General features: G+C 54.3%; 30 protein-coding genes and 1 pseudogene. 28 read left to right on the forward strand and 3 right to left on the reverse strand.

The window, feature by feature from the left end; translation table 11 throughout:
• A complete protein-coding gene (locus tag D3H35_RS03725) occupies positions 1–1,455 on the forward strand; it encodes an ATP-binding protein (protein WP_119147812.1) in 1,455 nt (484 codons plus the stop codon).
• A gap of 1,235 nt (positions 1,456–2,690) precedes the next feature.
• Here D3H35_RS03725 and serA read toward each other — a convergent pair.
• Together serA and D3H35_RS03735 are read right to left on the reverse strand one after the other, a co-directional pair.
• Complete coding sequence (gene serA / locus D3H35_RS03730) at positions 2,691–4,283, reverse strand: phosphoglycerate dehydrogenase (RefSeq protein ID WP_119147813.1); 1,593 nt, start codon at positions 4,281–4,283, stop codon at positions 2,691–2,693.
• Positions 4,284–4,485: 202 nt separating this feature from the next.
• A complete protein-coding gene (locus tag D3H35_RS03735) occupies positions 4,486–5,397 on the reverse strand; it encodes a hypothetical protein (RefSeq protein WP_233567751.1) in 912 nt (303 codons plus the stop codon).
• A 119-nt stretch (positions 5,398–5,516) separates the two neighbouring features.
• On the opposite strand from D3H35_RS03735, the gene D3H35_RS03740 reads away from it, so the two are divergent.
• Positions 5,517–6,113, forward strand: coding sequence for a type II CAAX endopeptidase family protein (locus D3H35_RS03740; protein ID WP_119147815.1), 597 nt, complete (start codon positions 5,517–5,519; stop codon positions 6,111–6,113).
• Positions 6,110–6,406: a hypothetical protein gene (locus D3H35_RS03745; protein ID WP_119147816.1), complete on the forward strand. Its 297-nt coding sequence runs from the start codon at positions 6,110–6,112 to the stop codon at positions 6,404–6,406. Before D3H35_RS03740 ends, D3H35_RS03745 begins: the two co-directional genes overlap by 4 nt.
• A gap of 183 nt (positions 6,407–6,589) precedes the next feature.
• On the opposite strand, the gene D3H35_RS03750 is transcribed toward D3H35_RS03745, so the two are convergent.
• Positions 6,590–7,474 (reverse strand): polysaccharide deacetylase family protein, encoded by an 885-nt coding sequence (locus D3H35_RS03750; protein ID WP_119147817.1) that lies wholly within the window; start codon positions 7,472–7,474, stop codon positions 6,590–6,592.
• A gap of 180 nt (positions 7,475–7,654) precedes the next feature.
• On the opposite strand from D3H35_RS03750, the gene D3H35_RS03755 reads away from it, so the two are divergent.
• The 25 genes and pseudogenes from D3H35_RS03755 (at position 7,655) to D3H35_RS32040 (ending at position 25,192) form a co-directional block, all read left to right on the forward strand.
• Complete coding sequence (locus D3H35_RS03755; protein ID WP_119147818.1) at positions 7,655–7,996, forward strand: hypothetical protein; 342 nt, start codon at positions 7,655–7,657, stop codon at positions 7,994–7,996.
• A 202-nt stretch (positions 7,997–8,198) separates the two neighbouring features.
• The gene (locus D3H35_RS03760; protein WP_119147819.1) at positions 8,199–8,804 is read left to right on the forward strand and encodes a genetic competence negative regulator; all 606 of its coding nucleotides are present in this window, start codon (positions 8,199–8,201) and stop codon (positions 8,802–8,804) included.
• 140 nt (positions 8,805–8,944) lie between these two features.
• Entirely contained in the window at positions 8,945–9,640 is a 696-nt protein-coding gene (gene prsW / locus D3H35_RS03765) for a glutamic-type intramembrane protease PrsW (protein WP_119147820.1), read from the forward strand.
• Between the two features lie 53 nt (positions 9,641–9,693).
• Positions 9,694–9,852, forward strand: a complete 159-nt coding sequence (locus D3H35_RS31235) for a hypothetical protein (protein WP_199728456.1) — start codon at positions 9,694–9,696, stop codon at positions 9,850–9,852.
• A gap of 96 nt (positions 9,853–9,948) precedes the next feature.
• On the forward strand, positions 9,949–11,091 hold the full coding sequence (gene ypeB / locus D3H35_RS03770) for a germination protein YpeB (RefSeq protein WP_325049996.1): 1,143 nt from the start codon (positions 9,949–9,951) through the stop codon (positions 11,089–11,091).
• Positions 11,088–11,303 carry a hypothetical protein gene (locus D3H35_RS35345; protein WP_325049997.1) on the forward strand — a complete coding sequence of 72 codons (216 nt, stop codon included), beginning with the start codon at positions 11,088–11,090 and terminating at the stop codon, positions 11,301–11,303. The genes ypeB and D3H35_RS35345 overlap by 4 nt, the downstream gene beginning before the upstream one ends.
• An 87-nt stretch (positions 11,304–11,390) precedes the next feature.
• Complete coding sequence (locus D3H35_RS03775) at positions 11,391–12,044, forward strand: flagellar brake protein (protein WP_119147821.1); 654 nt, start codon at positions 11,391–11,393, stop codon at positions 12,042–12,044.
• 6 nt (positions 12,045–12,050) lie between these two features.
• Positions 12,051–12,302, forward strand: a complete 252-nt coding sequence (locus D3H35_RS03780; RefSeq protein ID WP_119147822.1) for a hypothetical protein — start codon at positions 12,051–12,053, stop codon at positions 12,300–12,302.
• 146 nt (positions 12,303–12,448) lie between these two features.
• Positions 12,449–13,152, forward strand: a pseudogene (cmk, locus tag D3H35_RS03785) ((d)CMP kinase).
• Between the two features lie 3 nt (positions 13,153–13,155).
• Positions 13,156–13,743 (forward strand): lysophospholipid acyltransferase family protein, encoded by a 588-nt coding sequence (locus D3H35_RS03790; RefSeq protein ID WP_119147823.1) that lies wholly within the window; start codon positions 13,156–13,158, stop codon positions 13,741–13,743.
• A gap of 139 nt (positions 13,744–13,882) precedes the next feature.
• Positions 13,883–15,094: a 30S ribosomal protein S1 gene (rpsA, locus tag D3H35_RS03795; protein WP_119147824.1), complete on the forward strand. Its 1,212-nt coding sequence runs from the start codon at positions 13,883–13,885 to the stop codon at positions 15,092–15,094.
• Positions 15,095–15,375: 281 nt separating this feature from the next.
• The gene (locus D3H35_RS03800) at positions 15,376–16,734 is read left to right on the forward strand and encodes an Nramp family divalent metal transporter (RefSeq protein ID WP_119147825.1); all 1,359 of its coding nucleotides are present in this window, start codon (positions 15,376–15,378) and stop codon (positions 16,732–16,734) included.
• Positions 16,735–16,852: 118 nt separating this feature from the next.
• Positions 16,853–17,470 carry a YphA family membrane protein gene (locus D3H35_RS03805; protein ID WP_119147826.1) on the forward strand — a complete coding sequence of 206 codons (618 nt, stop codon included), beginning with the start codon at positions 16,853–16,855 and terminating at the stop codon, positions 17,468–17,470.
• A 185-nt stretch (positions 17,471–17,655) separates the two neighbouring features.
• Complete coding sequence (der, locus tag D3H35_RS03810; RefSeq protein WP_119147827.1) at positions 17,656–18,978, forward strand: ribosome biogenesis GTPase Der; 1,323 nt, start codon at positions 17,656–17,658, stop codon at positions 18,976–18,978.
• Positions 18,979–18,989: 11 nt separating this feature from the next.
• A complete protein-coding gene (gene plsY / locus D3H35_RS03815) occupies positions 18,990–19,607 on the forward strand; it encodes a glycerol-3-phosphate 1-O-acyltransferase PlsY (protein ID WP_119147828.1) in 618 nt (205 codons plus the stop codon).
• The gene (locus D3H35_RS03820; RefSeq protein ID WP_119147829.1) at positions 19,597–20,664 is read left to right on the forward strand and encodes an NAD(P)H-dependent glycerol-3-phosphate dehydrogenase; all 1,068 of its coding nucleotides are present in this window, start codon (positions 19,597–19,599) and stop codon (positions 20,662–20,664) included. Before plsY ends, D3H35_RS03820 begins: the two co-directional genes overlap by 11 nt.
• 82 nt (positions 20,665–20,746) lie before the next feature.
• Complete coding sequence (locus D3H35_RS03825; RefSeq protein WP_119147830.1) at positions 20,747–21,022, forward strand: stage VI sporulation protein F; 276 nt, start codon at positions 20,747–20,749, stop codon at positions 21,020–21,022.
• 141 nt (positions 21,023–21,163) lie between these two features.
• A complete protein-coding gene (locus D3H35_RS03830) occupies positions 21,164–21,334 on the forward strand; it encodes a DUF2768 family protein (protein ID WP_325050005.1) in 171 nt (56 codons plus the stop codon).
• 24 nt (positions 21,335–21,358) lie between these two features.
• On the forward strand, positions 21,359–21,652 hold the full coding sequence (locus D3H35_RS03835) for a 2Fe-2S iron-sulfur cluster-binding protein (RefSeq protein ID WP_119147832.1): 294 nt from the start codon (positions 21,359–21,361) through the stop codon (positions 21,650–21,652).
• Between the two features lie 30 nt (positions 21,653–21,682).
• Positions 21,683–22,273, forward strand: coding sequence for a nucleotidyltransferase domain-containing protein (locus tag D3H35_RS03840; protein WP_147355736.1), 591 nt, complete (start codon positions 21,683–21,685; stop codon positions 22,271–22,273).
• On the forward strand, positions 22,270–22,623 hold the full coding sequence (locus tag D3H35_RS03845; RefSeq protein ID WP_119147834.1) for a 2Fe-2S iron-sulfur cluster-binding protein: 354 nt from the start codon (positions 22,270–22,272) through the stop codon (positions 22,621–22,623). Before D3H35_RS03840 ends, D3H35_RS03845 begins: the two co-directional genes overlap by 4 nt.
• 1 nt (position 22,624) lies before the next feature.
• Positions 22,625–23,377, forward strand: a complete 753-nt coding sequence (locus D3H35_RS03850; RefSeq protein WP_119147835.1) for a hypothetical protein — start codon at positions 22,625–22,627, stop codon at positions 23,375–23,377.
• A 163-nt stretch (positions 23,378–23,540) separates the two neighbouring features.
• The gene (locus D3H35_RS03855; RefSeq protein WP_119147836.1) at positions 23,541–23,981 is read left to right on the forward strand and encodes a MarR family winged helix-turn-helix transcriptional regulator; all 441 of its coding nucleotides are present in this window, start codon (positions 23,541–23,543) and stop codon (positions 23,979–23,981) included.
• Between the two features lie 21 nt (positions 23,982–24,002).
• Positions 24,003–24,764, forward strand: a complete 762-nt coding sequence (locus D3H35_RS32035) for an MFS transporter (protein ID WP_233567752.1) — start codon at positions 24,003–24,005, stop codon at positions 24,762–24,764.
• On the forward strand, positions 24,707–25,192 hold the full coding sequence (locus tag D3H35_RS32040; protein ID WP_325049998.1) for an MFS transporter: 486 nt from the start codon (positions 24,707–24,709) through the stop codon (positions 25,190–25,192). The genes D3H35_RS32035 and D3H35_RS32040 overlap by 58 nt, the downstream gene beginning before the upstream one ends.
• Positions 25,193–25,251: the final 59 nt, after the last annotated feature.

Genomic DNA, 25,251 nt, shown 5'->3' on the forward strand with positions numbered 1-25,251 from the left:
ATGGCGATTTGGAGAACTGTCGTCGGCAAGCTATGGCTGACGATCATACTGCTCGTTGCTGTCGTTATATCGTCGATCGGTCTATTTTCATTGAAGTACATTGACTTGACGTTTTCCGATCCGAACAAAGTTAAGCATCTGTTCATTTATGTCGGAATAATCGGGTTTACGCTAACGACGGTATTCGCTTTCTTCTTGCTTACGAAGATTACGCAGCCGCTGCGCGAAATGAAGGAAGCGGCCGATCGCGTCTCGCACGGCGAATACTCGACTCGCGTAACGATTCGCAGCTCCGACGAAATCGGCGAGCTGGCCAATACGTTCAATCAGATGGCATCGGAACTGGAGACGCTCATTCGTGCGCTGCAGCACGAGCGCAGACATTTGAGCAGCGTACTCAACAGCATGAACGACGCCGTCGTATCTTTCGACGCGGAAGGCGGCATCATGCTGACGAATCCGCAAGGACGACATTTGATGGAAGAGTGGGCCGAGGTGGAGTGGGGAGACGATGAGGAGGATTCCGGCTTCACGGGAAGCGTTCCGGGCCCGTTGCTGGAAACGTTCCGCAGCGTTATCTCCGGCCGCAAGGAGCTGACGGCCAAAATCCACGTGCAGAGCGGAGTATGGTCGATCGTTATGACGCCGCTTGCTTCGACGGACTCTGTCCGGGGCGCTGTGGCCGTTCTTCGAGACGTAACGGAGGAGTTCCGTGTCGAGAAGCTGCGCAAAGATTTCGTCGCCAACGTATCCCACGAAATCCGCACGCCGTTATCGATGGTACAAGGCTACAGCGAGGCGCTGCTCGACGATATCGCGGGCTCTCCCGAGGAACGTCGGGAGCTTGTCCAGGTCATTCACGACGAGTCGCTGCGGATGGGCAGGCTGGTTAAGGATTTGCTCGATTTGGCAAGGATGGAAGCCGGTCATCTCGAGATGACGTTCCAATCGGTCGATGTATCGGCGCTAATCGGACGGGTGTACCGGAAGTTCGCCGTACTTGCGAAAGATAGAGGAATTTCGCTTACGAAGAACGAGTCGGAAATTCCGCTTGTATTGGAAACCGCCGATGCCGATCGTCTGGAGCAGGTGCTGACGAATTTGCTGGACAATGCGCTTCGTCATACTCCGGCGGGTTCGGGTATTCAGATGCAGACGAAGAAGGTGGAGTCGCCGCGCGGCGATTCGATCGTCTTGACCGTCTCGGACGAAGGACAGGGAATTCCCGCCGCCGATCTTCCTTATATTTTCGAACGCTTCTACAAGGCGGATAAGGCACGAAAAAGAGAGAACGGCGGGGGCGGCACCGGACTCGGGCTGGCCATCGTCAAAAACCTCGTCGAAGCGCACGGCGGCAAAATCAAAGCTGCCAGCGATCTGGGCAAAGGCACCGTATTTACGATTACACTGCCCGTTAAGAGAAGAAGCGCCGGCGGCCGCTCTCGAAAGAGCTGAGGCCGCTTTGGCGGAACTGTATTTGCAAAGCCCGGAGGCTCAGCCGCCGGGCTTTTGTGCGGAAAAGCGCCGTTGTGCGGCCCTCATTGAGTGGTTGGCGCCAAGAGAGGTACCCAGTACCATACATTCGGCGAACGGCGGTTATGGAGCGCCAAGTGAGGTACCCAGTACCATACATTCGGCGAACGGCGGTTATGGAGCGCCAAGAGAGGTACCCAGTACCATACATTCGGCGAACGGTGGTTATGGAGCGCCAAGAGAGGTACCCAGTACCATGCATTTGGCGAACGGCGGTTATGGAGCGCCAAGAGAGGTACTCAGTACCATACATTCGGCGAACGGCGGTTATGGAGCGCCAAGTGAGGTGCCCAGTACCATACATTCGGCGAACGGCTGTTATGGAGCGCAAAGAGAGGTACCCAGTACCATACATTCGGCGAACGACGGGCATGATGAGTCAAGAGAGGTACCCAGTACCATGCATTCGGCGAACGGCGGTTATGGAGCGCCAAGAGAGGTACCCAGTACCATACATTCGGCGAACGGCTGTTATGGAGCGCAAAGAGAGGTACCCAGTACCATACATTCGGCGAACGACGGGCATGATGGGTCAAGAGAGGTACCCAGTACCATGCATTTGGCGAACGGCGGTTATGGAGCGCAAAGAGAGGTACCCAGTACCATGCATTCGGCGAACGACGGGCATGATGCGCCATGAGAGGTACCCAGTACCATACATTCGTCAAACGGCGGTTATGGAGCGCAAAGAGAGGTACCCAGTACCATACATTCGTCGAACGACGGGCATGATGCGCCAAGAGAGGTACCCAGTACCATACATTCGTCAAACGACGGTCATGGAGCGCCAAGAGAGGTACCCAGTACCATACATTCGGCGAACAGCGGGCATGATGGGTCAAGAGAGGTACCCAGTACCATGCATTCGGCGAACGGCGGGCATGATGCGTCATGAGAGGTACCCAGTACCATGCATTCGGCGAACGGCGGTTATGGAGCGCAAAGAGAGGTACCCAGTACCATACATTCGTCAAACGACGGTCATGGAGCGCCAAGAGAGGTACCCAGTACCATACATTCGTCGAACGGCGGGCATGATGCGTCATGAGAGGTACCCAGTACCATACATTCGGCGAACGGCGCATATTGAGCGCAAAGAGTGACGCAAAAAGCCTGAAGGTCAGCGACCTTCAGGCTTTTTCTTAAACCTGCATCGATTAATAGAGGTGAATTTCCTTGGCGTTGTTCAGGTCCGGAAGAGCCGCGAGTTGCGTCAATACTTCCTTCGGAACGCCTTTGTCGACTCCAAGCACCATGATAGCCGCTCCGGCAACTTGCTTACGTCCGACTTGCATCGTAGCGATGTTGACGTCGTTGCCGCCAAGAAGCGTGCCGACGCGTCCGATAATGCCCGGTTTGTCGTGATGGGAAATAAGGAGCAAATGACCTTGCGGCTCGACGTCGACCGGGAACTTGTCCACTTGAGTAATGCGAGGACCGAAGCCGTTAAGCAGCGTGCCGGCGACGAAACGCTCTTCTTTGTCCGTACGGAGCGTTACGCTGACTTGGTTGGTGAACCCTTTGGAAGCGGTCGATTTTGTAACGACAATGTTTACGCCGCGCGTTTTGGCCAAGTGCATTGCGTTGACCGCGTTCACTTGATCCGAGCCGAGGTGATGGGCGAGAACGCCTTGCACGACGTAGCGGGTAAGCGGCTGAGTATCGACGTCAGCCAAGTCGCCTGCGTAACCGACGACAATTTCCTTGACCGGTCCTTCAGCGATTTGAGCGGCGAACGAACCGAGCTTCTTGCCGAGCGTGAAGTACGGCTCGAGCTTGGACAGAACATCGGCAGGAACCGGCGGCATGTTGACCGCGTTTTTGAACGGCTCGTTGCGCAAAATGTGAAGCAATTGCTCGGAAACGTCGATCGCCACATTTTCCTGGGCTTCAATCGTTGAAGCGCCAAGATGAGGGGTTACGATAATTTTAGGATGCTTCAGGAACGGGTGATCCGCTGCTGGCGGCTCTTCCTCGAATACGTCGAACGCGGCTCCGGCGACGATGCCCGCATCGATCGCTTCGACAAGAGCGTTCTCGTCGATAATGCCGCCCCGTGCGCAGTTGACGATCCGAACGCCTTTTTTAATGCGGCCGAATTGCTCTTTGCCGATCATGTGGCGAGTTTCCGGAGTGAGCGGGGTATGGACGGTGATGAAATCGGCATCGCGAATGATGTCTTCAACGGAAGCTAATCTTACGCCGAGCTTTTCCGCCCGTTCTTCCGTCAAGAACGGGTCATAGCCGTATACTTCCATGCCGAACGCTTTGGCGCGCGCGGCAACCTCGCTGCCGATACGGCCCATTCCGAGAACGCCGAGCACTTTGTTGCGAAGCTCGACTCCAACGAACGATTTGCGGTCCCAAACTCCGCCGACCGTTTTCAAATACGCTTGAGGAATGTGGCGGGCAACCGCCATCATCATAGCGAACGTGTGCTCGCATGTAGTGATCGTATTGCCGTCCGGAGCGTTGATGACGATGATGCCGCGCTTGGTAGCGGCATCCAGATCGATATTGTCGACACCGACGCCTGCGCGTCCGATGACTTTCAACTGCGTGCCGGCCGTCATGATCCGTTCGGTAACGCGAGTTTGGCTGCGAACGAGAAGAGCGTCGTATTCGCCGATAATGGCGACAAGCTCGTCTTCGCTGAGGCCCGTTTTCTTATCGATCGTAATGTCGTTCGCTTCGACGAGCAGAGAAATGCCCAGATCGCTGATCGGGTCCGATACTAACACTTTAAACATGGTGATCCCCCTTCGGCATATAAAAAACACCCTCAAGCTCCGCTTCCGCTCACGAGCGGGCTAACGGCGCATGGAGGGTGACTTGCGCATCGATCGATCGTTTCGCCTGTTTCGTTAACCTTTACTATTTTATAGCAACGGGTCTGCCAATTGCAATGGTAAAGCGACAAAATGTCCGACGGAAGGCCGAAAGGCGCGAATGTTATTTGTCGGGCGAGAAGAAAGGCAGCAACGGCAGCAACGGCTCGTCATATAGCCGCGACTTCAATCCCAGAAAATCTCCGCTGCGAACGGCATCGGTGCCGTTAAGCAGCTCGGCGATGGAGCCGACAGTCTTAAGCTTCAGCTTCTCGGCTTGCCCGCTGCGAATAACCTGATCGATCCGCGCGGTCAAATCGTGAGGCAAATAAGGCGAATAGACGCGTCCGGCGAACAAATAATCGGCGACAACCTTATTCTTGATAATTAGCGGCAGCTTATTCCACTGGGCGAGCGCAATCGATTTGGGTGCCGTATATTCGGACGGGATGTCCAGATTAACGGTCGCCCCCCATTTGAGCATTGCGCTGTAATAGCGATCCTGGCCCGTGAGCGCCTGGAGCTGAGCTTCCTTATAGAAGGTATTTTTGTCCAGCGAATCCATCAAGTCGGCGACCGTGCCCTCGTTGGAGGTTGAGACAAGGGAGGAGAAGCCGTCTTCGAACAGCTTCAAGCTTTTCAAGTAATTGGTCTGGGCGTCCATCAGCAGAGGCGAAGATGGGGCGACGTACGCTTTGCGGACGGCCTCGTATTTCTTTTTGGCGTTCTTCGCCAATGTCTTAAGCGAACCGGATCGGTCGATCGTCGAATCGTTAAGCCAGAGGGTTCGTTCTTCGAACCAGGCGTTTTGAAATTCACGATACGGCAAAAATACGGTATGATAGAAAGAAACCAAATCCTGCTGCTGGTACGCGTTCGGCAAGGGGGACGCCGTTGCGGACTTCGGCTCGGCCTCCGCCGCGTATTTGGATTCGGTCTTTTCGTTGCCGACTTTCACCCCGTAAAAGAAAGCACCGATAGCAATGATAAGCATGAGCAGGAACGTTAGCGAAAAATAGAGTTCGGATCGTTTCAAACGCTTCTCCATGGCGACTCCTTCGACGGACGAATTTTTGTTTTTTGAGGCTGGGCAGATTTCAGTATAGAAAAAAAATCAAAGCTTGAATATAAGAAAATGACAAACACCGAGGTATCATGAAAAAATTCGACATTCGCAAGATTAAGCTCCGCCAAGTGACGGTAGACGAATTGAATGATAAGATGCTGCTCGTCAATTTGTATATGACCCAAGCCATTACCCTTATTATCGGCTTTGCATGGATGTTTTTTCAGAGCAGAAATCCGTTCGCGCTATTTAAGTGGCCCGGAAGCTGGAACTTCGCACTTTGGGGGGCGGGGTTGGCCGCACTCGTATTAATCGTCGATCTGATCCTGTCCAGATGGATACCGGAGGAAGCTTCCGACGACGGCGGCGTTAACGAAAGAATATTCAAAAATCGTCCTTTTTGGCATATTGTCGTTCTATCGGCTATCGTCAGCATTTGCGAGGAATCGCTTTTTCGCGGCGCTATCCAGCAAGCCATCGGTCCTTATTGGACCAGCATCGTGTTCGCGGCTATCCACGTTCGGTATTTGCGCCACTGGATTCCGACGGGACTTGTTTTTTCGATCAGTTACGGCCTAGGCTGGATTCAAGTGCAGACGGGGACGATTTGGGCGCCGATCGCGGCCCATTTCCTTATTGATTTCATTATGGGATGCATTATTCGTTACCGGAGGGAGCAGGAATGAACGACCGAGAACCCGGTTCCGCCTGGGAGCGTTATCGATATGCGAAAAAAAACGCGCTCGAGCAAGCCGAGGAACCGCAGGGAGAACCGATGACGCTGGACGAGCTAGAGGCCGCAATCGCGCAAACCGCCGCTTCGTCCGGCATCCCGGAGACGGGGATGCCGCCGCGTTCGGTCGTCCATCCTTCCAAACGCGGGCAAGGAACGAAGCTTTTTTACCGGCTATTGCTGTTTTTGTTTATTTTGCTTGTAGGCGGGCTGCTCTGGTGGGGAAACAAGCATTACGGCGCTTAATAAAACAGCGGCTCGAATTGCACTGATAATTACCCGAAAATTGGACAGTTCGAATCGAGCGAATCCGGACTTCTGAAAAAAAGAGCCTCCAATCCCGCCTTTACAGCGGTTTTGGAGGCTTATTTGCGTAAATTCGGGGACGGGTCATTGCGCTCTGTCTACTTGCGGCAGCTCCTTCATCCGTCATTCCATCTTGACATCTATAGCGGCCGGATCAACGAAGGAGTAGCCTTTGGCCTCCAACTCCGTTAACAACCGATCGAGGCCCTTCGCGGTCCACGGCAGCTCATGCATGAGAATGTTGCTTCCGTTGCGCAGCTGTTCCAAGACGTTGTCGACGATAGCCTGGGGCCGTTTGTCTTCCTTGATTTTGGCCATGTCCCAATCGAGCGAGCCGTTCGACCAGGTCATGAACAGCAGGCCGTTCTCCTTAGCGATAGCGTGAACGTCGGAATTGGCCGACGCATGCGGAGGGCGGAAGAAAACCGGCGTCTTCCCCGTTATTTCTCGAACGAGCTTCTGAACGTCTTCGATTTGCTTACGAATCTTGTCCGGTTTTTCTTTCCCGAGCTTGATGTGATCCCAGGAATGATTGCCGATCGTCTGCCCCCGCTCGTCGATTTCCTTCAGCAGCTCGGGCTTCGCCTTCGCCCGGTAGCCGTTGACGAAAAAAATCGCCTTGGCTTGATGCTTGTCTAACGCATCGAGCAGCGGATCGAGAGTTTCCTTATCCTTGGGGCCGTCGTCAAAGGTGAGGAGGACGACCTTGGCATTCGTCTTTGCTTTGTCGATCGGGACGATCGAATAGACTTTGTTCATTTTGTAAACGAGCGCGGGCTGCGCCTCCGAGGGAGACGAGCTCGGCGATTCGGAAGCCGGAGCGGACGGCTCGGCGGAGACGGTTGAGCCGGGGCTCGGACCGGGCTCGGCGCTTGTTGAGGGCGTCGCGGAAGGGCTTGCGGCGCTGCTGGGGCTCGCTGCCGGGGCATTCGCGTTATCGCCCTGGCTACAAGCGGCCAAAGCGAGCGCCAGAGCGGCCGCGGAGACGGCTAAAAGTGTTCGGGTCATGGTGGCGGATCCCTCCGGACATAGTCGTATTTTGCATGACACCGATTGTACCATATCGCAGGATGGCGGGCATGCGACCTCTTCCTTATTTTGAGGGAGCATGAGCGGCGCTCGGAGGGTCACACTAACGGTGTCGGCATCTATCATACAAAGCGGAAAATCCGAACGGGAGGCGGCACCATGAAATTGGGATCGTTCATTATGGGAGGACTTGCGGGAGCTGCGCTTGCGGTAGTGGTGAAGCGGAGTCCGATGCTATCCGCCGCGTGCGCGGGCATTGGCCGAAGCTTATCGGAGCGCATGAGCGGGATGAAGGAAAAAGCGATGAACAAAACGTTCGACATGAGCTTCTCGGGAGGCTTCAAACGGTGGAAGGGAGAAGAGGACGAAGCCAAACGCTCTTCTCATTCCGAAACGTCTTCCTTCGATTTGGAGGAAATTTCCCGGCTGGCCTCCAAGGACTCATCCGTGAAGAGCGAAATCAACGAGATTTTGGACCAAAACGGGCAGCATCATATTTAACGAAAATGCAATCGGGCAGCGTACGACGCCGTTCTTCTCGTGCAGAGAAGAAACGGCGCCGTTTTTTTTGCTTGAAGGGGGATTTCACTAGTGCAATTCGAAAGGAGAAATGATAACATGTTGTCAAAGCAAAATTCGATTCACACATTATATGCGAGTTCATACGCTGTTAACACCCATCGTGCAGAAGGAGGGTCCTGTCATGAGGATGGAGCGTCTGAGTACAGACAAAATTCGAATTTTCCTCACGTTCGACGATTTGACGGAACGCGGGATCCAAAAAGAGGATATGTGGCGCGAAATTCCGAAGGTACACGAGCTGTTCAGCGAGATGATGGATCAAGCGTACAACGAGCTAGGGTTCGACGCTTCCGGTCCGCTGGCTGTTGAAGTGTTCGCCATGCCGGCTCAAGGGATGGTCGTCATCGTCACGAGAGGCAAGCTGGAACGCGATGCGGAACGGGCGACGGAAGACGAAGAGCAGGAAGAAGAAGTATATGAAATGGAAGTCACGCTGGAGCAAAGCGAAGCCATCATATATCGTTTCCGGGATATTGAAGACGCCATCGGAGCCGCGAAGACGCTCATTGGACAGCTTACTGGGGAAGGACGCATGTACCGGTACCAGGATCAGTGGATATTGTGCTTCGATCCCGCCGGTCTGGAAGCCGCAGGCTATCATGCGCTGATCGCCGTTCTTGCCGAATACGGCGAAGCGACGTCGGTGACGCCGGCCGTTCTGGAGGAGTACGGACAAATTATTATCGCATCCGATGCGGTAAAGGTGCTCGCCGAGCATTTCTCCTGATAGACGCTTCGAACGGCGAACGCAACCAAGGAACATTTTGCGAGAAGAAGCTATTCTTTTCGTGAAATGTTCTTTTTTGTTGCGTGTCGTTAAGGTGCCGTCCATGTATAATGGAAGGATGAAAGGAGGGAAACGCAATCGTGCTGATTTTGTCAGTACTGGCCGCGGCCATCGCCCCGGGTATTGCGCTGCTCGCCTATTTTTACTGGAAAGACCGCTATGATTCCGAACCGCTGCCGATGGTCGCCAAGCTTTTTTTGATGGGCGCCCTCATCGTGCTTCCGGTCATGATCCTTCAGCGCAGTCTGACGCTGGGACTAGGAGAATCGCCGTTCGTCTTCTCCTTCGTCATATCGGCGGGAGTCGAAGAGTTTTTCAAGTGGTTCGTTCTCTATCACATTATTTATAACCATACCGAATTCGACGAGCCTTACGACGGAATCGTCTACGCGACGGCGGTCTCTCTAGGGTTCGCCACTCTCGAAAACGTACTCTACGTATTTGTGCAGCCGGCAACGTTCGGCACGCTTCTCATACGAGCCTTGCTCCCCGTATCGGGCCATGCCTTGTTCGGAGTGTTCATGGGCTATTCGCTTGGCAAAGCGAAGTTCTCCACCGGCAGAGCCGTTACTCTGCATCTGTGGCTCGCTTTCTTGCTACCGCTCGTCTGGCACGGTTTGTACGATTGGCTCATGCTTATCGTGCCCTCTACCTGGGGATGGATTTTCGTGCCGTTCATGTTTTTGCTATGGCTGCGCGGCATTCGTTACGTCAACCGGGCTAACGCGGTATCCCCCTTCCGTTGGCTGAAGAGGGACGAAGAGATTAAATCATAGTTTTTCTGACTATACTGGCTGCTAGGAAAGCCGGTATGGAAGGGGAAGAGCGAATGTCGACCTATCGGGTGAAGGTGACGATTCGCTGCAACCGGTGCGGCGAGAAATTCGTGCTGAGAGGGCGGAAGGAAAGAGGCCAAATCGACACCGGATTCAAGCAGTGCCTATGCAGCAATACCGACGATTTCGAATTTGAAGAGCAAGCGCTGTGACGAAAGGGGAATTCCTTTCCTGCCACGCATAAAGCCGATACCTTCTTCCCACACTAACGCCGAACGCATGTCTGGGAAAGAAAGGGGTCGGTTTTTATGTATTACCGGTTAAGCGCGGTGCTCTTCCCGATCGCCGCCATCCTGTTCGTCGGATCGATTATTTGGGGGTATCAGGAGCATCAGGAGAAGAACGCCATATTGATCAAGGCGGAGAACCAGTATCAAAGAGCTTTTCACGATTTGGCTCACCATATGAATTCTTTGCGCGACGAGCTCGGACAGACGATGGCGGTATCGGCCGCTTCGCAAGGGATGCAGCGCAAAGGGCTCGTTAAAGTGTGGAGACTGACCAGCCAGGCGCAGAACGAAATCAACCAGCTGCCGCTGGCTCTTCTTCCGTTCAACAAAGCCGAGCAATTTCTGTCCCGCATTTCCAGCTTCGCTTATCGGACGAGCGTAAGGGATTTGACGAAGCAGCCGCTCACGCAGGACGAGATGAAGATGCTCAAATCGTTGTACGCCAAATCCGGAGAAGTAACGACGGATCTGGGCAAAATCCAGGATGCCGTCCTCTCGGACCGGCTACGTTGGATGGACGTCGAAGTTGCGATGGCGAGCGAGAACGGCCCTAACGACAACACGATTATCGACGGCTTCAAGGCGGTAGACAAAAAAATCGGCGAATACCCGGAAAACGATTGGGGACCTTCCGCCATGTCGACGCAGCGAATCCGTTCCTCGAAAGAGCTGACCGGACAAGATATGTCCCCGGAACAAATCAAGCTGAAGGCGCGGCAATTCATCGGCATGCAGGCCGCTTCCGCCTCCGACGTCAAAGTGACGGAAGCCGGAGCCAAAACAGAGCTTCCCGCCTATTCGGTAGCCGTAAAAGGAGCGGGCGGCGAGAACGTACAGATGGATTTCACACGAAAGGGCGGACATCTGCTCTGGTATATGAACCCCCGTACAGTCAAAGTCCGCAGGCTTAATTTCGATACGGCGCGCAACAAGGCGTCGCAGTTTCTCGTGAGGCACGATTTCAAGGAAATGGTGCCCGTCACTTACGACGAATACGATCATGTGGCTGTTTTTACGTTCGTCGGCTCGAAGGAAGGCGTCCGAATCTACCCTGACAAAGTAACGGTTCGGGTCGCGCTGGACAACGGGGAAGTCGTAGGCCTTCAAGCTTCCGATCACGTATTCGCTAAAAAATTGCTTACACCGGAAAAGCGAAGGTGACGAAAGAGCAGGCGCAGCAGGGGCTGAATCCGGATTTCCGCGTGCAAGATTATTCTCTCGCGGTTATCGAGGACGACTTGCAGCAAAGCGTTCTCTGCCACGAGTTCATCGGCAAAATCAACGGCAGCCGCTATCGGATTTACATGAACGCGGAAACGGGGATCGAGGAGTCGATCGAGCAAATTCCGGAAAACGCGAAAGCCGTCGGTTAATCCATCTATTTGTCGAACCAGAGTCATGGTATAATGAGCGGACAAGAGGAAAATTGTTCCCCATTTACCGGCTGGAGGGTTCCATAGATGCTCCCGAAGATTAACCAAATGTTGTTTTTACAAGCGTTGCCGGACAGCGAGGGCATCGAATCGGTCACGTTTCGTTCCCGTGTGGCCGACCAGGACGAAAGAACCATTTTCATCGAGATTCCCCTGGACGAGAAAAGCCGTCGGTACCATCGTTGCCATGTCGGCGAGCCGTTCCGCGTTTACTTTTTCACGCAAGAAGGGGTCAAACATATTTTTGAAACCGAAGTAACCGGCGTCCGGAAGGATACCGTTAGCATGGTCGCCATTCGCAAGCCGGCCTTGGAGGACATTTCGCGCGACCAACGACGCAGCTTTCTGCGCGTCGAGGCGGCGCTGGAGCTTGCCGTCCGGTTCGACGACAAGCTCCGGTTCGTCGCGATCACCGACGACGTGGGCGGCGGCGGGCTGTCGTTCCGCTGCGATCGGAAATGGCCGATTGTGAACGGCGCCGTATTGTCCTGCTGGCTGCTCGTTCCTTACAAGGGCGGCACGATCGCCCATGCCAAGTTCGAGGGAGAGATCGTCCGGGTGTTGCCGGTCGAGCCGGACAAGCATTTGGTCATGATGAGATTCTCGGATATCCAAGACTCGGATCAGCAAAAAATTATTCGATACTGCTTCGAACGGCAGCTGGACAATCGCAAGGAATAGCGCCGTTTGCCGGGAGAAGCTTATCGCCCGGAGGAATCTGTCCTGACTCGGCGAAAAGCTGGCTATCAGCAAACGACGCGCGACTTCGCCGAATGGTCGGATCGTGCGGAAAAAAGGATCGTTAAGGTCGTCGTCGTCCTGCTCGTCGCGCTCGTCGTTTCCCAGACGGCGATCCGAATTCCCGCAGTCCGCTCATGGCTTACATTGACGGACAAGTGGGAAGGCATCCCTTTTCAAAAGGAAACCCCTTCGACTTAGAAGGGGTTGTTTTTGCATACTCGTGTTCTTGTGTGGTATAATTTGCTCGTTCGCAGAAGGCCGATTCCGCTTGATTACACGTATAAGCCAGCCGATGTGCGACACGACAACTTCGTTACTGCTCGTAGGAGGCCTATCATTTTCTCATGAATGCGAACACCGCGCAACGGATCAACATCGCGATCGACGGACCTGCGGGAGCGGGCAAGAGTACGGTTGCCCGAATGGTCGCCCGCGACCTGCACTACATATATGTGGATACAGGCGCCATGTACCGAGCGGCGACTTTGAAGGCCATCGAGGAAGGATTGTCGGCCGAGCAGCAGGAGCTCGTTTCGCAGCTGGCCGAATCGATGGATATCCGGCTTATCCGGGGACGGAAGGCCAGAAGGTGATTGTGGATGGGGAAGACGTAACCGACCGTCTTCGTTCGTTGGAAGTGAACCGATTGGTTTCGCATATCGCGAAAATCGAGCGCGTCAGAACGCGCATGGCATCGCTGCAACGGCGGATGGCGCTGGAGAAAGGCGTCGTCATGGACGGCCGCGATATCGGTACCCACGTTCTGCCGGACGCGGAGCTGAAAGTGTTTCTTACGGCTTCGCCGAGGGAACGGGCGCTTCGCCGTTTCCGTGAAATGGGCGATAATCCCGGCGTTACGCTTGATCAGCTCGAGCTCGAAATCGGAGAGCGGGATCGGATCGACAGGGAACGGGAAATTGCACCGCTTCTTCAAGCCGAGGACGCTCGTCTTGTCGACTCAACCGGCAAATCGGCCGAACAAGTCGCCGACGAAATCGTGCATTGGGGACTTGCCTCTTTAAGAACCATTTCGGCGGAGGAGAAGTAAACTATGCTGTATCGGTTTTCCAGGGCTATCGTACGTATCGTCTACACGCTTTTCTTCCGGTTGGAAGCCAGAGGCGTCGAGAATATTCCGAAGAACGGTCCCGTAATTCTATGTTGCAATCATAAGAGTCTTCAGGACCCATTTACGCTAGGCGCCTGGGTTCCCCGCAAGGTTCATTACATGGCAAAGGAAGAATTGTTCCGCGTACCGGTCGTAGGCACGGTTATTCGGGCATGGGGCGCTTTTCCGGTTAAGCGCGGAGGAGTCAGCAAGGAAGCCATTCGCACGGCTATCGATTTGCTCAAGGAAGGCCATGTGATGGGAATTTTCCCGGAAGGGACCCGCAACAAGACGTTGGGAGCCGGCAAGAAAGGCGCCGTAACGATGGCGATCCGTTCGGGCGCCGCGGTCGTTCCGGTCGCGCTGGTCGGAGAATACAAGCTCTTTCGCAGAGTGATCGCCGTTTACGGAGCACCAATCGATATGAAGCCGTTCGCGGACGCGGGCACTTCCGAAAGCGCGGAGCAAGCGACGGCGACGATTATGGAGCGAATTGGTGAAATGCTGCAGACGCAACGTCCTTCGGCTTAATACCAGCGGGCCATGCATGATTACCGCCGATTCATTTCATACTATAGGCATAATTTGGCGCAATCGGATTTCTTAAGCAGATTTAAATGCCGCACAGCGGGTTTAAATAAAGTTGGGGTAGAATTGAGGAGGTATTTTCATGTCTGAAGAAATCAATGTTCAGGAAGCGGCGGCCGAGTCGGTCAGCCAAGAAGCGCTCGACAATCTCGTGACCTTGAAAAAAGGGGACACCGTGAAAGGTACGGTCGTCAAAATCGAGGAAAACCAGGCATTCGTCAGCCTTGGATATAAATACGATGGAGTCATTCCTCTCCGTGAGCTGTCGTCCGTTAACCTGGAGAATGCTTCCGATGCCGTTCAAATCGGCCAAGAAGTCGAACTCAAAGTCGTCAGCATCGACGACGAAAAAGAAAAGCTGGTGCTTTCCAAACGTCAAATCGACAGCACCCGCGCTTGGGATCAGCTTCAAGAGAAATTCGACAACGGTGAAGCGTTCGAAGTTACGATCGCCGACGTGGTCAAGGGCGGCTTGGTCGCTGACGTAGGCGTACGCGGCTTCATTCCGGCTTCGATGGTCGAGCGTCACTTCGTCGAAGATTTCTCCGGCTACAAAGGCCGTGCGCTTAAAGTAAAAGTGAAAGAAATCGACCGCGAGAACAACAAGGTCATCTTGTCGGCCAAAGACGTTCTCGAAGCCGAATACGAATCGAAAAAACAAGACATTATGGCCGCTCTTCAGCCTGGCCAAGTGATCGAAGGCACCGTGCAGCGCCTGACTCCATTCGGAGCGTTCGTTGATATCGGCGGCATCGACGGTCTTGTGCACGTATCCGAAATCGCTTGGCAGCACGTCGCGCATCCGCAAGACGTCGTGTCCGAAGGCCAAAGCGTAACGGTTAAAGTATTGAAGGTCGATCCTTCCATCGGCAAAATTTCGCTCAGCATTAAAGCGGCTCAGCCGGGTCCTTGGGAATCGGCTTCCGGCCAATTCCAAATCGGAGAAATCGTAACGGGCGTCGTCAAACGTCTCGTGAGCTTCGGCGCATTCGTCGAAATCGCTCCTGGAGTTGAAGGACTCGTTCACATTTCCCAAATCGCTCATCGCCACATCGCAACTCCGCATGAGGTGCTGAAAGAAGGACAGGAAGTGAAAGCGAAGGTTCTCGACTTCAATCCGGCCGAGAAGCGCGTTTCCTTGTCGATCAAAGAAACCGAAGACGCTCCTGCCGGCCAAGAACGCGCTCCTCGCGCTCCACGGGCTCCGAAGGAAGAGTCGAATCTCCCGGCTCCTGAGAGCATGAGCTTCACGCTCGGAGAGAAATTCGGCGACAAGCTGAGCAAGTTCAAGTAAGATAACGTTCGGGCAACCGAATCCGATTAGAGTCTGGCTGCATCTCCGCTTCCACGGAGACTGCGGCCGGACTCTTTTTCATTGCCGGTAAAAGAGGGTGTGCGCAAAAGTTGCAGTTGACAAACTTTTTTGCTCGTATACAATAATGATAGAGTCACATTTTTCTAGACACTTGCATAGAAATAATAGTGAACGAATTTTTTTTTCGTTTTAAAGTTGGCTCCATGCAAAATTATTTGATAACTCCAATGCTAAGACACATATGGAAAGAGGTGTACCCGATGTCCGATAATGCAACTCCTTTAAATACGAATACGGATCGGGGATGGCGCAATACGAGGACGCAATCGTCGATGCCGGAAGTGTACCGCAGCATGAAAATACCGAAAAGCGGCTCGACTTTCCGTAAGTTTCTCGCTTTTGCGGGTCCCGGATATCTCGTTGCGGTCGGCTATATGGATCCCGGCAACTGGGCGACCGACTTGGCCGGCGGCTCCAAATTCGGTTATACGCTGCTATCTGTCATTCTGCTATCGAACCTTATGGCCATCGTTCTTCAAGCGCTGGCAGGGAAGCTGGGTATCGTAACGGGTCGAGACTTGGCACAGGCATGCCGCGACCATTACAGCAAACCGGTATCGATGGCTTTATGGTTTCTATGCGAGCTTGCTATTGCGGCTTGCGATTTGGCGGAAGTGATCGGAACCGCTATCGCGCTTAATCTCTTATTCGGCATACCGCTCTTATACGGCGTCATACTAACCGCATTAGACGTTCTCGTTATACTGCTGCTGCAAAACAAAGGGTTCCGCTTCATCGAAGCAATGGTCATTACATTGATCGGAACGGTCGGCGTCTGTTTCCTGATCGAAATCATCATGTCAAACCCGGTCTTCGGTGACGTGATGAAGGGCTTCGTCCCGAGCGGCGAGATCGTCAGCAATCCGGAGATGCTGTACATTGCAATCGGTATTCTCGGAGCGACGGTTATGCCCCATAATTTATATTTGCACTCTTCCATCGTTCAGACTCGTGAGTTCGATCAGACGGAGATCGGCAAACGCCAAGCGATCCGTTTTGCGACAGCCGATTCGACGATTGCCTTGTTCTTCGCGCTATTTATTAACGCTGCAATTCTCATTGTCGCCGCCTCCGCCTTTCATACGTCGGGCTATACCGAAATCGCGGAAATCGGCGAGGCCTATCACCTGCTTGCGCCGATGCTCGGTTCTACGATGGCGAGTATTTTGTTCGGGGTAGCTCTTCTGGCTGCCGGCCAAAACTCGACGCTTACCGGAACGATGGCAGGCCAGATCGTCATGGAAGGCTTCTTGAACATTCGGCTTGCTCCGTGGCTGCGCCGGCTTATTACGCGGATGATCGCCATTATTCCCGCCGTTATCGTCACGGCGATTGCCGGCGAAAAAGGAACGACCGATTTGCTCATTCTAAGCCAAGTCATCCTGTCGCTGCAGCTGTCTTTTGCCGTCATTCCTCTCGTTAAATTCACAAGCGACAAGAAGAAGATGGGTGTATTCGCCAATCCTCCATGGCTTCGAGCGCTTTCGTGGGCAGTGGCCGTCATCATCGCGGGGCTTAACATTTATTTGCTCTACCAGACATTCAACGGATGGCTCTAATAGCTCTGTTCGGTCTATATAACAGCTTCGTAAGGACACCTTTCCATCCCATTGAGGATCGAAAGGTGTTTTCTTGTTGAACCGGCACATACTATCGGAAGGAGGGGGAGGTGGAAGGATGCCGCCGTTGTATGGGGCCGGATTTTTGTGGATTGCCGCCTCCGTGTTGTGGTGGAGCGGCTGGAGGGAGGAGTCCGAGGACAGACTGCCTGATCGGGCAGCTGCCGTCTTCTTGGCGGGATGGCCGCTGACGGCATGGTGGAGCCGTCAAGTTGAGCCGGGAGTAACGATAAACGGAGCCTTCGCATGGGCCGGCATCGCGATGCTCGTTTTACTGTGGCGTCTTTCGTCCGGCCGCAGGTGGACGGCTGTTGCCGCCGGGATGATGATCGGCTGCCTATTCGTCCTGTTGGAGAAGTGGCCGGCATTTGAACGAAACGGCTTCGATCCTTCCGAGCCGTGGCCGCTGGCTTTGTTGGGCGGGGTATTGCTCGGCTTTTTGCTGCGAACGGCTTCCGAGCAGATCGTCGCTTTAACCGCCGCGCTGATCTTGGCTGAGGGATTCGCCGCGCTTCCGCTTCGCGAATCGGGGTATGCGATTATCGGCAACGCGGAATGGATGGAACGCTGGTGGATTGCCTTGCTCTCGGCAAGGCTATGGTCGTGGCTGGCGGCAGCATTCGTTCGTTGGTTTTGGAATCCTTCATGGAATAAGGATGGAGGGCGAACGTCGTAAGAAAGGGAGCGGTCAAGACGGATAAAAGGCGTTGTCGCAAGCTTATTGGCAGGGAGAGCGCATGAATTCGCTGTTCTTTCGACGGAAACTCCGGCTTATCGACGGTATTAACCGTTAGCCAAGCCGTACAATTTTTGTTATGATGGAGCTTGCGAGTGTTTGGAAGATGATGAAGGAGTGAAAATATGGCACGACCCGTAATTGCCATCGTGGGGCGCCCGAACGTCGGAAAATCGACGATATTCAATCGGATTATCGGCGATCGATTGGCTATCGTAGAAGACAAACCCGGCGTAACCCGTGATCGGATCTACGGCACAGGCGAATGGAATGGACGCTCTTTTAGCGTTATCGATACCGGCGGAATCGAGATCGATGGAGAAGACGAACTGCTGAGGTTAGTCCGCATTCAGGCGGAGCTGGCCATCGAAGAAGCGGACGTAATCGTATTCATGGTCGACGCCAAAGCGGGAATCACAAATGCGGACGAAGAAGTAACCCGAATGTTGTTCCGTTCCGGCAAGCCTGTCGTAGTAGCCGTTAACAAAGTAGACAATCTCCAACGTATGGACGACATTTACGAATTTTACGGACTTGGCTTCGGAGATCCCGTTGCGATATCCGGCGCTCACGGCACAGGGATCGGCGATTTGCTCGATGCCGCCGTGTTCAAGCTTCCGGAGAAGGAAGACCAAACGTACGACGAGGACGTTATCAAGGTAGCGGTAATCGGCCGGCCGAACGTCGGCAAGTCTTCCCTCGTCAATGCCATTCTAGGCGAAGAGCGCGTCATCGTCAGCAATGTCGCAGGCACGACGCGGGATGCGATTGATACCCCCTTCGAGAAGGACGGCCAGCGTTATGTGTTGATCGACACGGCCGGCATGCGCAAGCGCGGCAAAGTGTACGAGACGACCGAAAAATATAGCGTCATGCGCTCGATGAAGGCGATTGAGAGAGCGGATGTCGTTCTCGTCGTTATTAACGGCGAAGAGGGCATTATCGATCAGGATAAGCACATTGCCGGATACGCGCACGAGAACGGCAAAGCTTCCGTCTTTGTCGTTAACAAATGGGATGCCGTCGAGAAAGACGATAAGACGATGCAGCATTTCTCGAACTCGATTCGAGATCATTTTATGTTCATGCACTATGCTCCGATCGTTTTCCTTTCGGCCATGACGAAGAGCCGGTTAAGCAAGCTGCTGCCGGTTGTTAATCATGTCGCCGAGCAACACGCGCTTCGGGTGCCGACTCATCTGCTCAACGATATAATCGCGGATGCAGTCGCCGTTACGCCGCCGCCGACGGACAAAGGCCGTAGGCTGCGCGTCAATTACGCCACGCAAGTATCGGTCAAGCCGCCGACGATTCTCATTTTCGTCAACGATCCGGAGCTTATGCACTTTTCATACGAACGCTACCTTGAAAACAAAATTCGCGCTTCCTTCGATTTCGAAGGGACGCCGCTTAGGCTGTTTACTAGACGGAAGTCGGATCAAGAATAGGAGAGACCGGTTTGTTCAACACCATTATTGCGATCGCAATCGGCTATTTGTTAGGCTCCGTATCGTTCAGCATATTGATTGCCCGATATTTGCGCAAAATAGATATACGCCAGCATGGAAGCGGCAACGCCGGAGCAACCAATACGTTGAGAGTGCTTGGCAAAGGTCCGGCGATTGGAGTTTTCCTGCTTGATATCGCCAAAGGCGTAGGTGCCGTACTCATCGGCTTTGCGCTTGGCGACAATTCCGCATGGGTGGCCGTAGCTGGCGGCTTGGCTTCTATCGCGGGTCACAATTGGCCGGTCTTTTTCCGGTTCAAGGGCGGCAAAGGCATTGCGACGACGGTAGGCGTCATGCTTATGCTGTCGTTCTTGCCGACGCTGCTGGCGGGCATCGCTGCGATCGTTATTATCGTTTTGACACGCTACGTTTCGCTTGGCTCGATGGTGTTCGCAGTGCTGCTGCCGATTCTCTACGCGGCGTTCGGCGAGTCTTCGGCGTACATATGGGCAGGAGTGGCCGTTGCGCTGCTAGCCGTACTGCGCCATCGCAAAAATATCGTCAAGCTGATGAACGGAACGGAAAACAAACTTGGCGGGAACAAAAAAGGTGAACAGCATGGAGTATGAAGGCAAGCATGTAGCCGTATTGGTGGCGGGAAGCTGGGGTACGGCGCTGGCACGCGTTCTCATCGACAACGGCCATTCGGTTAAGCTGTGGACGCGTAATGCCGCTCAGGCCGAAGAAATCAATCGCGACAAACGCAATAGCAAGTTTCTGCCCGACGCGCAGCTTCCCGAAGGAATGACGGCCACCACGGATATGGCCGAAGCATTGGACGGAGCGACTATGGTATTGTTCGTAGCTCCTTCAAGCGCCATGAGAGAGGTCGCCCGGCAAGCTGTGAACCATATTGGGGCAGAGACGCTTATCGTTCACGCGACCAAAGGCTTCGAGAGCGAATCGCTCAAAAGAATGACCACGGTGCTGGCCGAGGAGCTTGGGCGCGCGGAAGACACGATCGTCGTATTGTCCGGCCCGAGCCATGCGGAAGAAGTCGTCAATAGGCAGCCGACGACTGTCGTCGTTGCCGCTCGCGATATCCGTTCCGCCGAAGCGGCGCAAGATTATTTCATGAACGAAGGCTATTTCCGCGTCTATACGAATCCGGACGTTATCGGAGTGGAGACGGCGGGCGCCATCAAGAACATTATCGCTCTCGGAGCGGGCTTGTCCGACGGACTGGGCTTCGGCGATAATGCCAAAGCGGCGCTTATTACGCGCGGCTTGGCGGAAATTTCACGGCTCGGCGGAGCAATGGGCGCCAATGCGCTGACCTATGCGGGCCTTGCCGGAGTCGGAGATCTTATCGTGACATGCACGAGCCGTCACAGCCGCAATTGGCGAGCCGGTTCCATGCTTGCGCAAGGACTGCCTTTGGACGAAGTGCTGCTGCGGATGGGCATGGTAGTGGAAGGCGTAAGGACAACGAAAGCGGCGCACGATCTGGCCGCAAGGCATGACGTTGTAATGCCGATTACGGAGCAGTTGTTCGCGGTTCTGTTCGAAGGAAAATCGCCGGCCCGCGCAGTCGAGGAATTAATGGGCCGCGTTCGCACGCACGAAATCGAAGAAACGGCCGTCTCCTCCGTCGAATCGGGGCGCGACTCCAAATCGTCGAACTGAAGGGCGGGAGCCTACAGCCTGCCCGCACGCTTCCTGTTTCCTCCTCATACGATACAGTGTGGAAATTCGGAGGAGGGGAAGCATGGACAAAAAACTTTCGAAGGACGTTCTCGGCGCCGTGAACAAAAAAACGGGCAAAACGATTTCCGAAAGCTCCATCAAAAAAATTGCCGGATCCGTCACGCCGAATACTTTGCAGAGCGAAACGCAAATCCGTCAGCTCGTCAAGCAAGTGTCGCAAATGGCGGGCGTTCCGGTATCCGAAGATACGGTGAAGGAAATCGTCAGCGCGGTAAAAAAAAGCGGAATGAATATGAACAACTTGGAAGGTATCATGAAAATGATGTTGAAAAAGTAGCGTTCCGCGCACTCGCGACCGGCTCCTTTCGAGGGGCCGGTTTTCTTTTTATAGAAGGTTTTTGTCAATCGGTGTCTGCAAATGGTATAATATTGACCGCTTTGAGCTTAGTGTGGACGGAGGAATCGAGTCGTGGATCCGATGGAAAAAATGTGGGTTTCATTTCTGGGAATCGGGCTGATGGTCATTGCGGCCGTTATCATTTCGTTCGCGAGACTGAAGACGAGAGGCTGGGTTAAGCTCGTCTTGTCTTCGATCGCATTCGTCATGCTGCTGTTCGGATTTGTGTATGGCATGTTCGCCATCATCTAGGATAGGAGAGGGGGCCGCTGCCTCTTGATTACGCTTACGGGTCGAACTCGCACTAAATCGTTGGAGCCGATGATAGGGCAAAGCTTGCTCGCTCATGCTTTGAAGGCCGAGGTCGATTTCGGCTTCAATTGCTCGCGAGGCACGTGCGCCCGTTGCCGGTGCCGGGTGGAAGAAGGAATGGAGCTGCTCGCGGAACCGAACGATGCCGAATGGGACAGACTGGGACCGGAGGAGCTGGAAGAGGGCTACCGGCTTGGCTGTCAGGCGATTGTCGCAAAGGAAGGCATATTGAAAGCGGTAAACCGGACTTATTTTTAACGAAGAAGCAATGGATGGGAAGTGACGCTCATGAAGGGCGGTTACTCTGGCGCGGCGCTTGCGGCGCTTGCGGATCGGCTTGAGAGCTGCGGGGCGCATTGGGTTGTCGGAGGAAGCACGGGACTTTCGATTCGGGGAGCGGAATTGGACCGGGCCCCTCGGGATCTCGATATTTATACGGATGAAAATCAAATCCCTATTATGCATGCGAAGCTTATGGAGCTTGCGATGGATATGCCGACTTTGAGCGAGACGGAGCTGTATCGGTCCGTCCTTGCGCACTACAACGCCGAAGGCACGGTTGTGGAGCTGGTTGGCGGCTTTCGGGTAACCGCGCTGTCGTCTTCTTATCGTACCGACGTGTCGGCGATCCTCTATCCCCAAGGCGACTCTGTCCAGATCGACGGCCGCGAAGTAAGACTCGTACCGCTGGGACACGAGCTCTTGTTCAATCTGCTCAGGGAACGGGAAGACCGGGCGGAAGCCGCGGGCAGCTTGATGCGCCTGGAACCGGAAAAGCATTTTCCTGTACTTGAGAAGCTGCTCGCGGCGAATTCGATTTCGCCCGAAGTGGCTGCGAAAGCTCGTCGATACGCCGGCGGTCGGGAGGACGGCCGGTGAGCGCGCTCGTGACGGTCACATTTTTGCCTGACGGCCGTTCGATTCAGGTGCGGCCGGGTACGACTCTGCTGGACGCTTCGAGACGAGCTCGCGTTTCGATTCGAACGAGATGCGGCGGTGTTGCCGGCTGTCTGATGTGCAAAGTGACGGTTGCCGCCGAATACGAGTCGTCGTTGAACGCGCCCCCGGCTCCGGAAGCTCGGAAGCTCGATACGCTGCTGGACGAAGGCGTTCGGTTGTCCTGTCAAGCGCGTGTGAAGGCGAATGTCGTCGTAACCGTGCCGGAAGACCCTCTTAAAGCCGCTATTCGTAAAAAATTGGCGGAGCAGCAAGCGGAGGAGGAATGGTAGATTGATCGCAATTACGGGAGGAAAGACGATGTCGATTTTTACTCGATTCGGCAGCGCGGCGCTGATAGCTTTTCTGATGCTGATCTTATCGGGCTGCTTGTACCCGGATGAGCAGCGCGCAGGAGCGAACGCTTCCGCCCGCGAAGCGGTATTGACCGTGCAAGACGCTGTCGACCGTTACAAGGCGAGCACCGAAGTGCTTCCGATTGTGAACGCAGACGCCGATGTTCCGATTTACGAGAAATTCAAGCTTGATTTTGGCAAATTGCAACGAACGGGTTATCTCGCGAGCATTCCCGGCATCGCTTTTGAGAACGGCGGTACGGTTGTATTTATCGTCATTGACGAAGAGACGAAGCCGCAGGTCAAGCTCATGGACGTCGTCGTCTTCCAGGCGGTCGACGGCGTGCAAAGCCGCGTGAACGAATATCGGAAAAAGCACCAAGGCGATAATCCGGCCGGAGAGGAAGCCTATCCCGGGTTCCGTACGATCGACTTCGGAAAGCTTGGCGGCAGCGAGCCCAAAATTCGCAGCATGTATTCGGGACAAACCCTTAGCCTGCTCGTGAACGACAAAGGAATCGTGTACGTCGATTACGGAATCGACATCTCGGCGGCATTGAAAAAGACGGACGCCGCTCCGGGGGCGGAGGAGGACTTGCGCCGCCGGCTAGTCGACGCATCGTACTACGTGCCGGTCAAGTCGCCTGTGTACCGATGGGTAGGGGAAGCCCCGCAGGCGGTCGAATCCTGAGCGAAATAATCCATTCGATGAGATTCAAGGAGATTGTCCCTTAGGGGACGGTCTCCTTTTTTATTGTGTGAATACGCAAAGAAGGGCAAGCCGTAGTTGACAAAACAAGTTGTCAGGAATATAGTTGTTATGACAATCAAATGAAAAGGGGCGTAATAGAGCGATGAATCGATCCGGTTTGGACGACTCGATCGGATTTCGGCTAGGAATTACGTATCGGAAGCTCTCGCATCTGTTCAATCAGCGTCTCAAGTCATATGAACTGACTCCGGAGCAATGGGCGGTGCTGGTACGCGCTGCGGAAACGGACGGCTCGATGCAGAAGGATATCGCCGAACGGGCAGGCAAAGACCGGCCGACGACGACACGAATTATTGACGCTTTAGAAGCGAAGGGCTTTATCGTCAAGCGTGCGGGCGATCATGACAGGCGATCTTTTCTGGTCTTCGCGACCGAGAAGGGGAAACGAACGGTCAAGGAGGTCGAGCCGCTCGAGAGCAGGACGATGGACGAAGCGATGGAAGGAATTTCTCCATCGGACCGGACGCTGCTCTTCGAGCTGCTCGAACAGATTAACGTCAATGCGGACAAGCTTTCGCAATAAGGCTGGAGGACTGACTACATCATGATTGAACAGAAGAATCAAGCGCTTTGGACCCGGTCGTTTGTCATACTGACGCTGGGTAACTTTTTGTTGTTTTTGGGATTGCAATTGCTCATCGCACCGTTTCCTACTTACGTGAAGGAGCATTTCGGTTCGGGCGAGATGGTCGTCAGTCTGGTGACCAGCTTGTTCGCCGCTTCGGCTATCGTCGCCCGGTTCGTTACGGCGGCGTTGATGCGACGCTTTTCGAGGAACGCAATCCTGATTGCGGGAATCGCAATTGCGGCCGTATCGACAGGTCTATACTCGTTCGCGGAATCGATACCTAGGCTCCTGCTGCTAAGGGCCGGGTTCGGCTTCGGCTTTGGGATGTCGAGCACTGTGCTGCCGACGATGGTGACGCAGATCATACCGGGAAAAAGAATCGGAGAAGGAATCGGCTACTTTGGCTTATCGACCAGCCTTGCGATGTCGCTAGGTCCGATGATCGGGATTCAAGTGCTCGAGGTTAACGGATTCGCCTCTCTCACTGCGCTGGGCGCGGGCGCCATCGCGTTCATTTTGCCGCTTATGTTCGGAAGCCGCAGCATTCCCGTCCAGCCTATCGCTGCAAGCAAAGAACGTTCTTCCGCTACGAAAGGGCCGTTCCTAAGCAAAGTGTGGCTGCCCGCTCTTCTGAATACGCTATTGGCCGTTACTTATGGGGGTTGCTCGGATTTCTTGCTTTGTACGGGGAGGAAATTCACGTTGATCACGTTGGGTTATTTTTCTTGTTCAACGTAGCTTCGGTACTGATCGTACGGCCCCTCTCGGGACGATTGTTCGACCGGAAGGGACCTGCGGCGGTGCTGCTGCCCGCAGCCTTGTTTTCCGTGGCGGGCTTGCTCATTCTCTCCTACGCTCACTCGCTCGGCATGCTCATTTTGTCGGCGCTTCTGTACGGCGCGGGCTTCGGGGCGATCCAGCCGACGACGCAAGCATGGATGATCAGAGCCGCCGGACCGGAAAAACATAGCGCATCGAACAGCTTATATTACAATACGACGGATATCGGCGTTGCCTTCGGATCGATGCTGCTCGCCGAGGTGGCGTCAGCCGTCGATTATGCGTTCATGTATCGGTTCGCCTCCGGGATCATGGTGCTATTCGTTGTCCTTCAATTCGTCGATTTGGCGAAGGGGCGGAGTAAGCGAAACGCCGCGGCGGCTTAACGGCGGTCTTGTTTTAGACAGGCTAGCTAAGGATGAACAACGGCTTTGTCGTCTTTCGG

It is taken from the genome of Cohnella faecalis (assembly GCF_003570905.1).
GTDB lineage: Bacteria > Bacillota > Bacilli > Paenibacillales > Paenibacillaceae > Cohnella > Cohnella faecalis.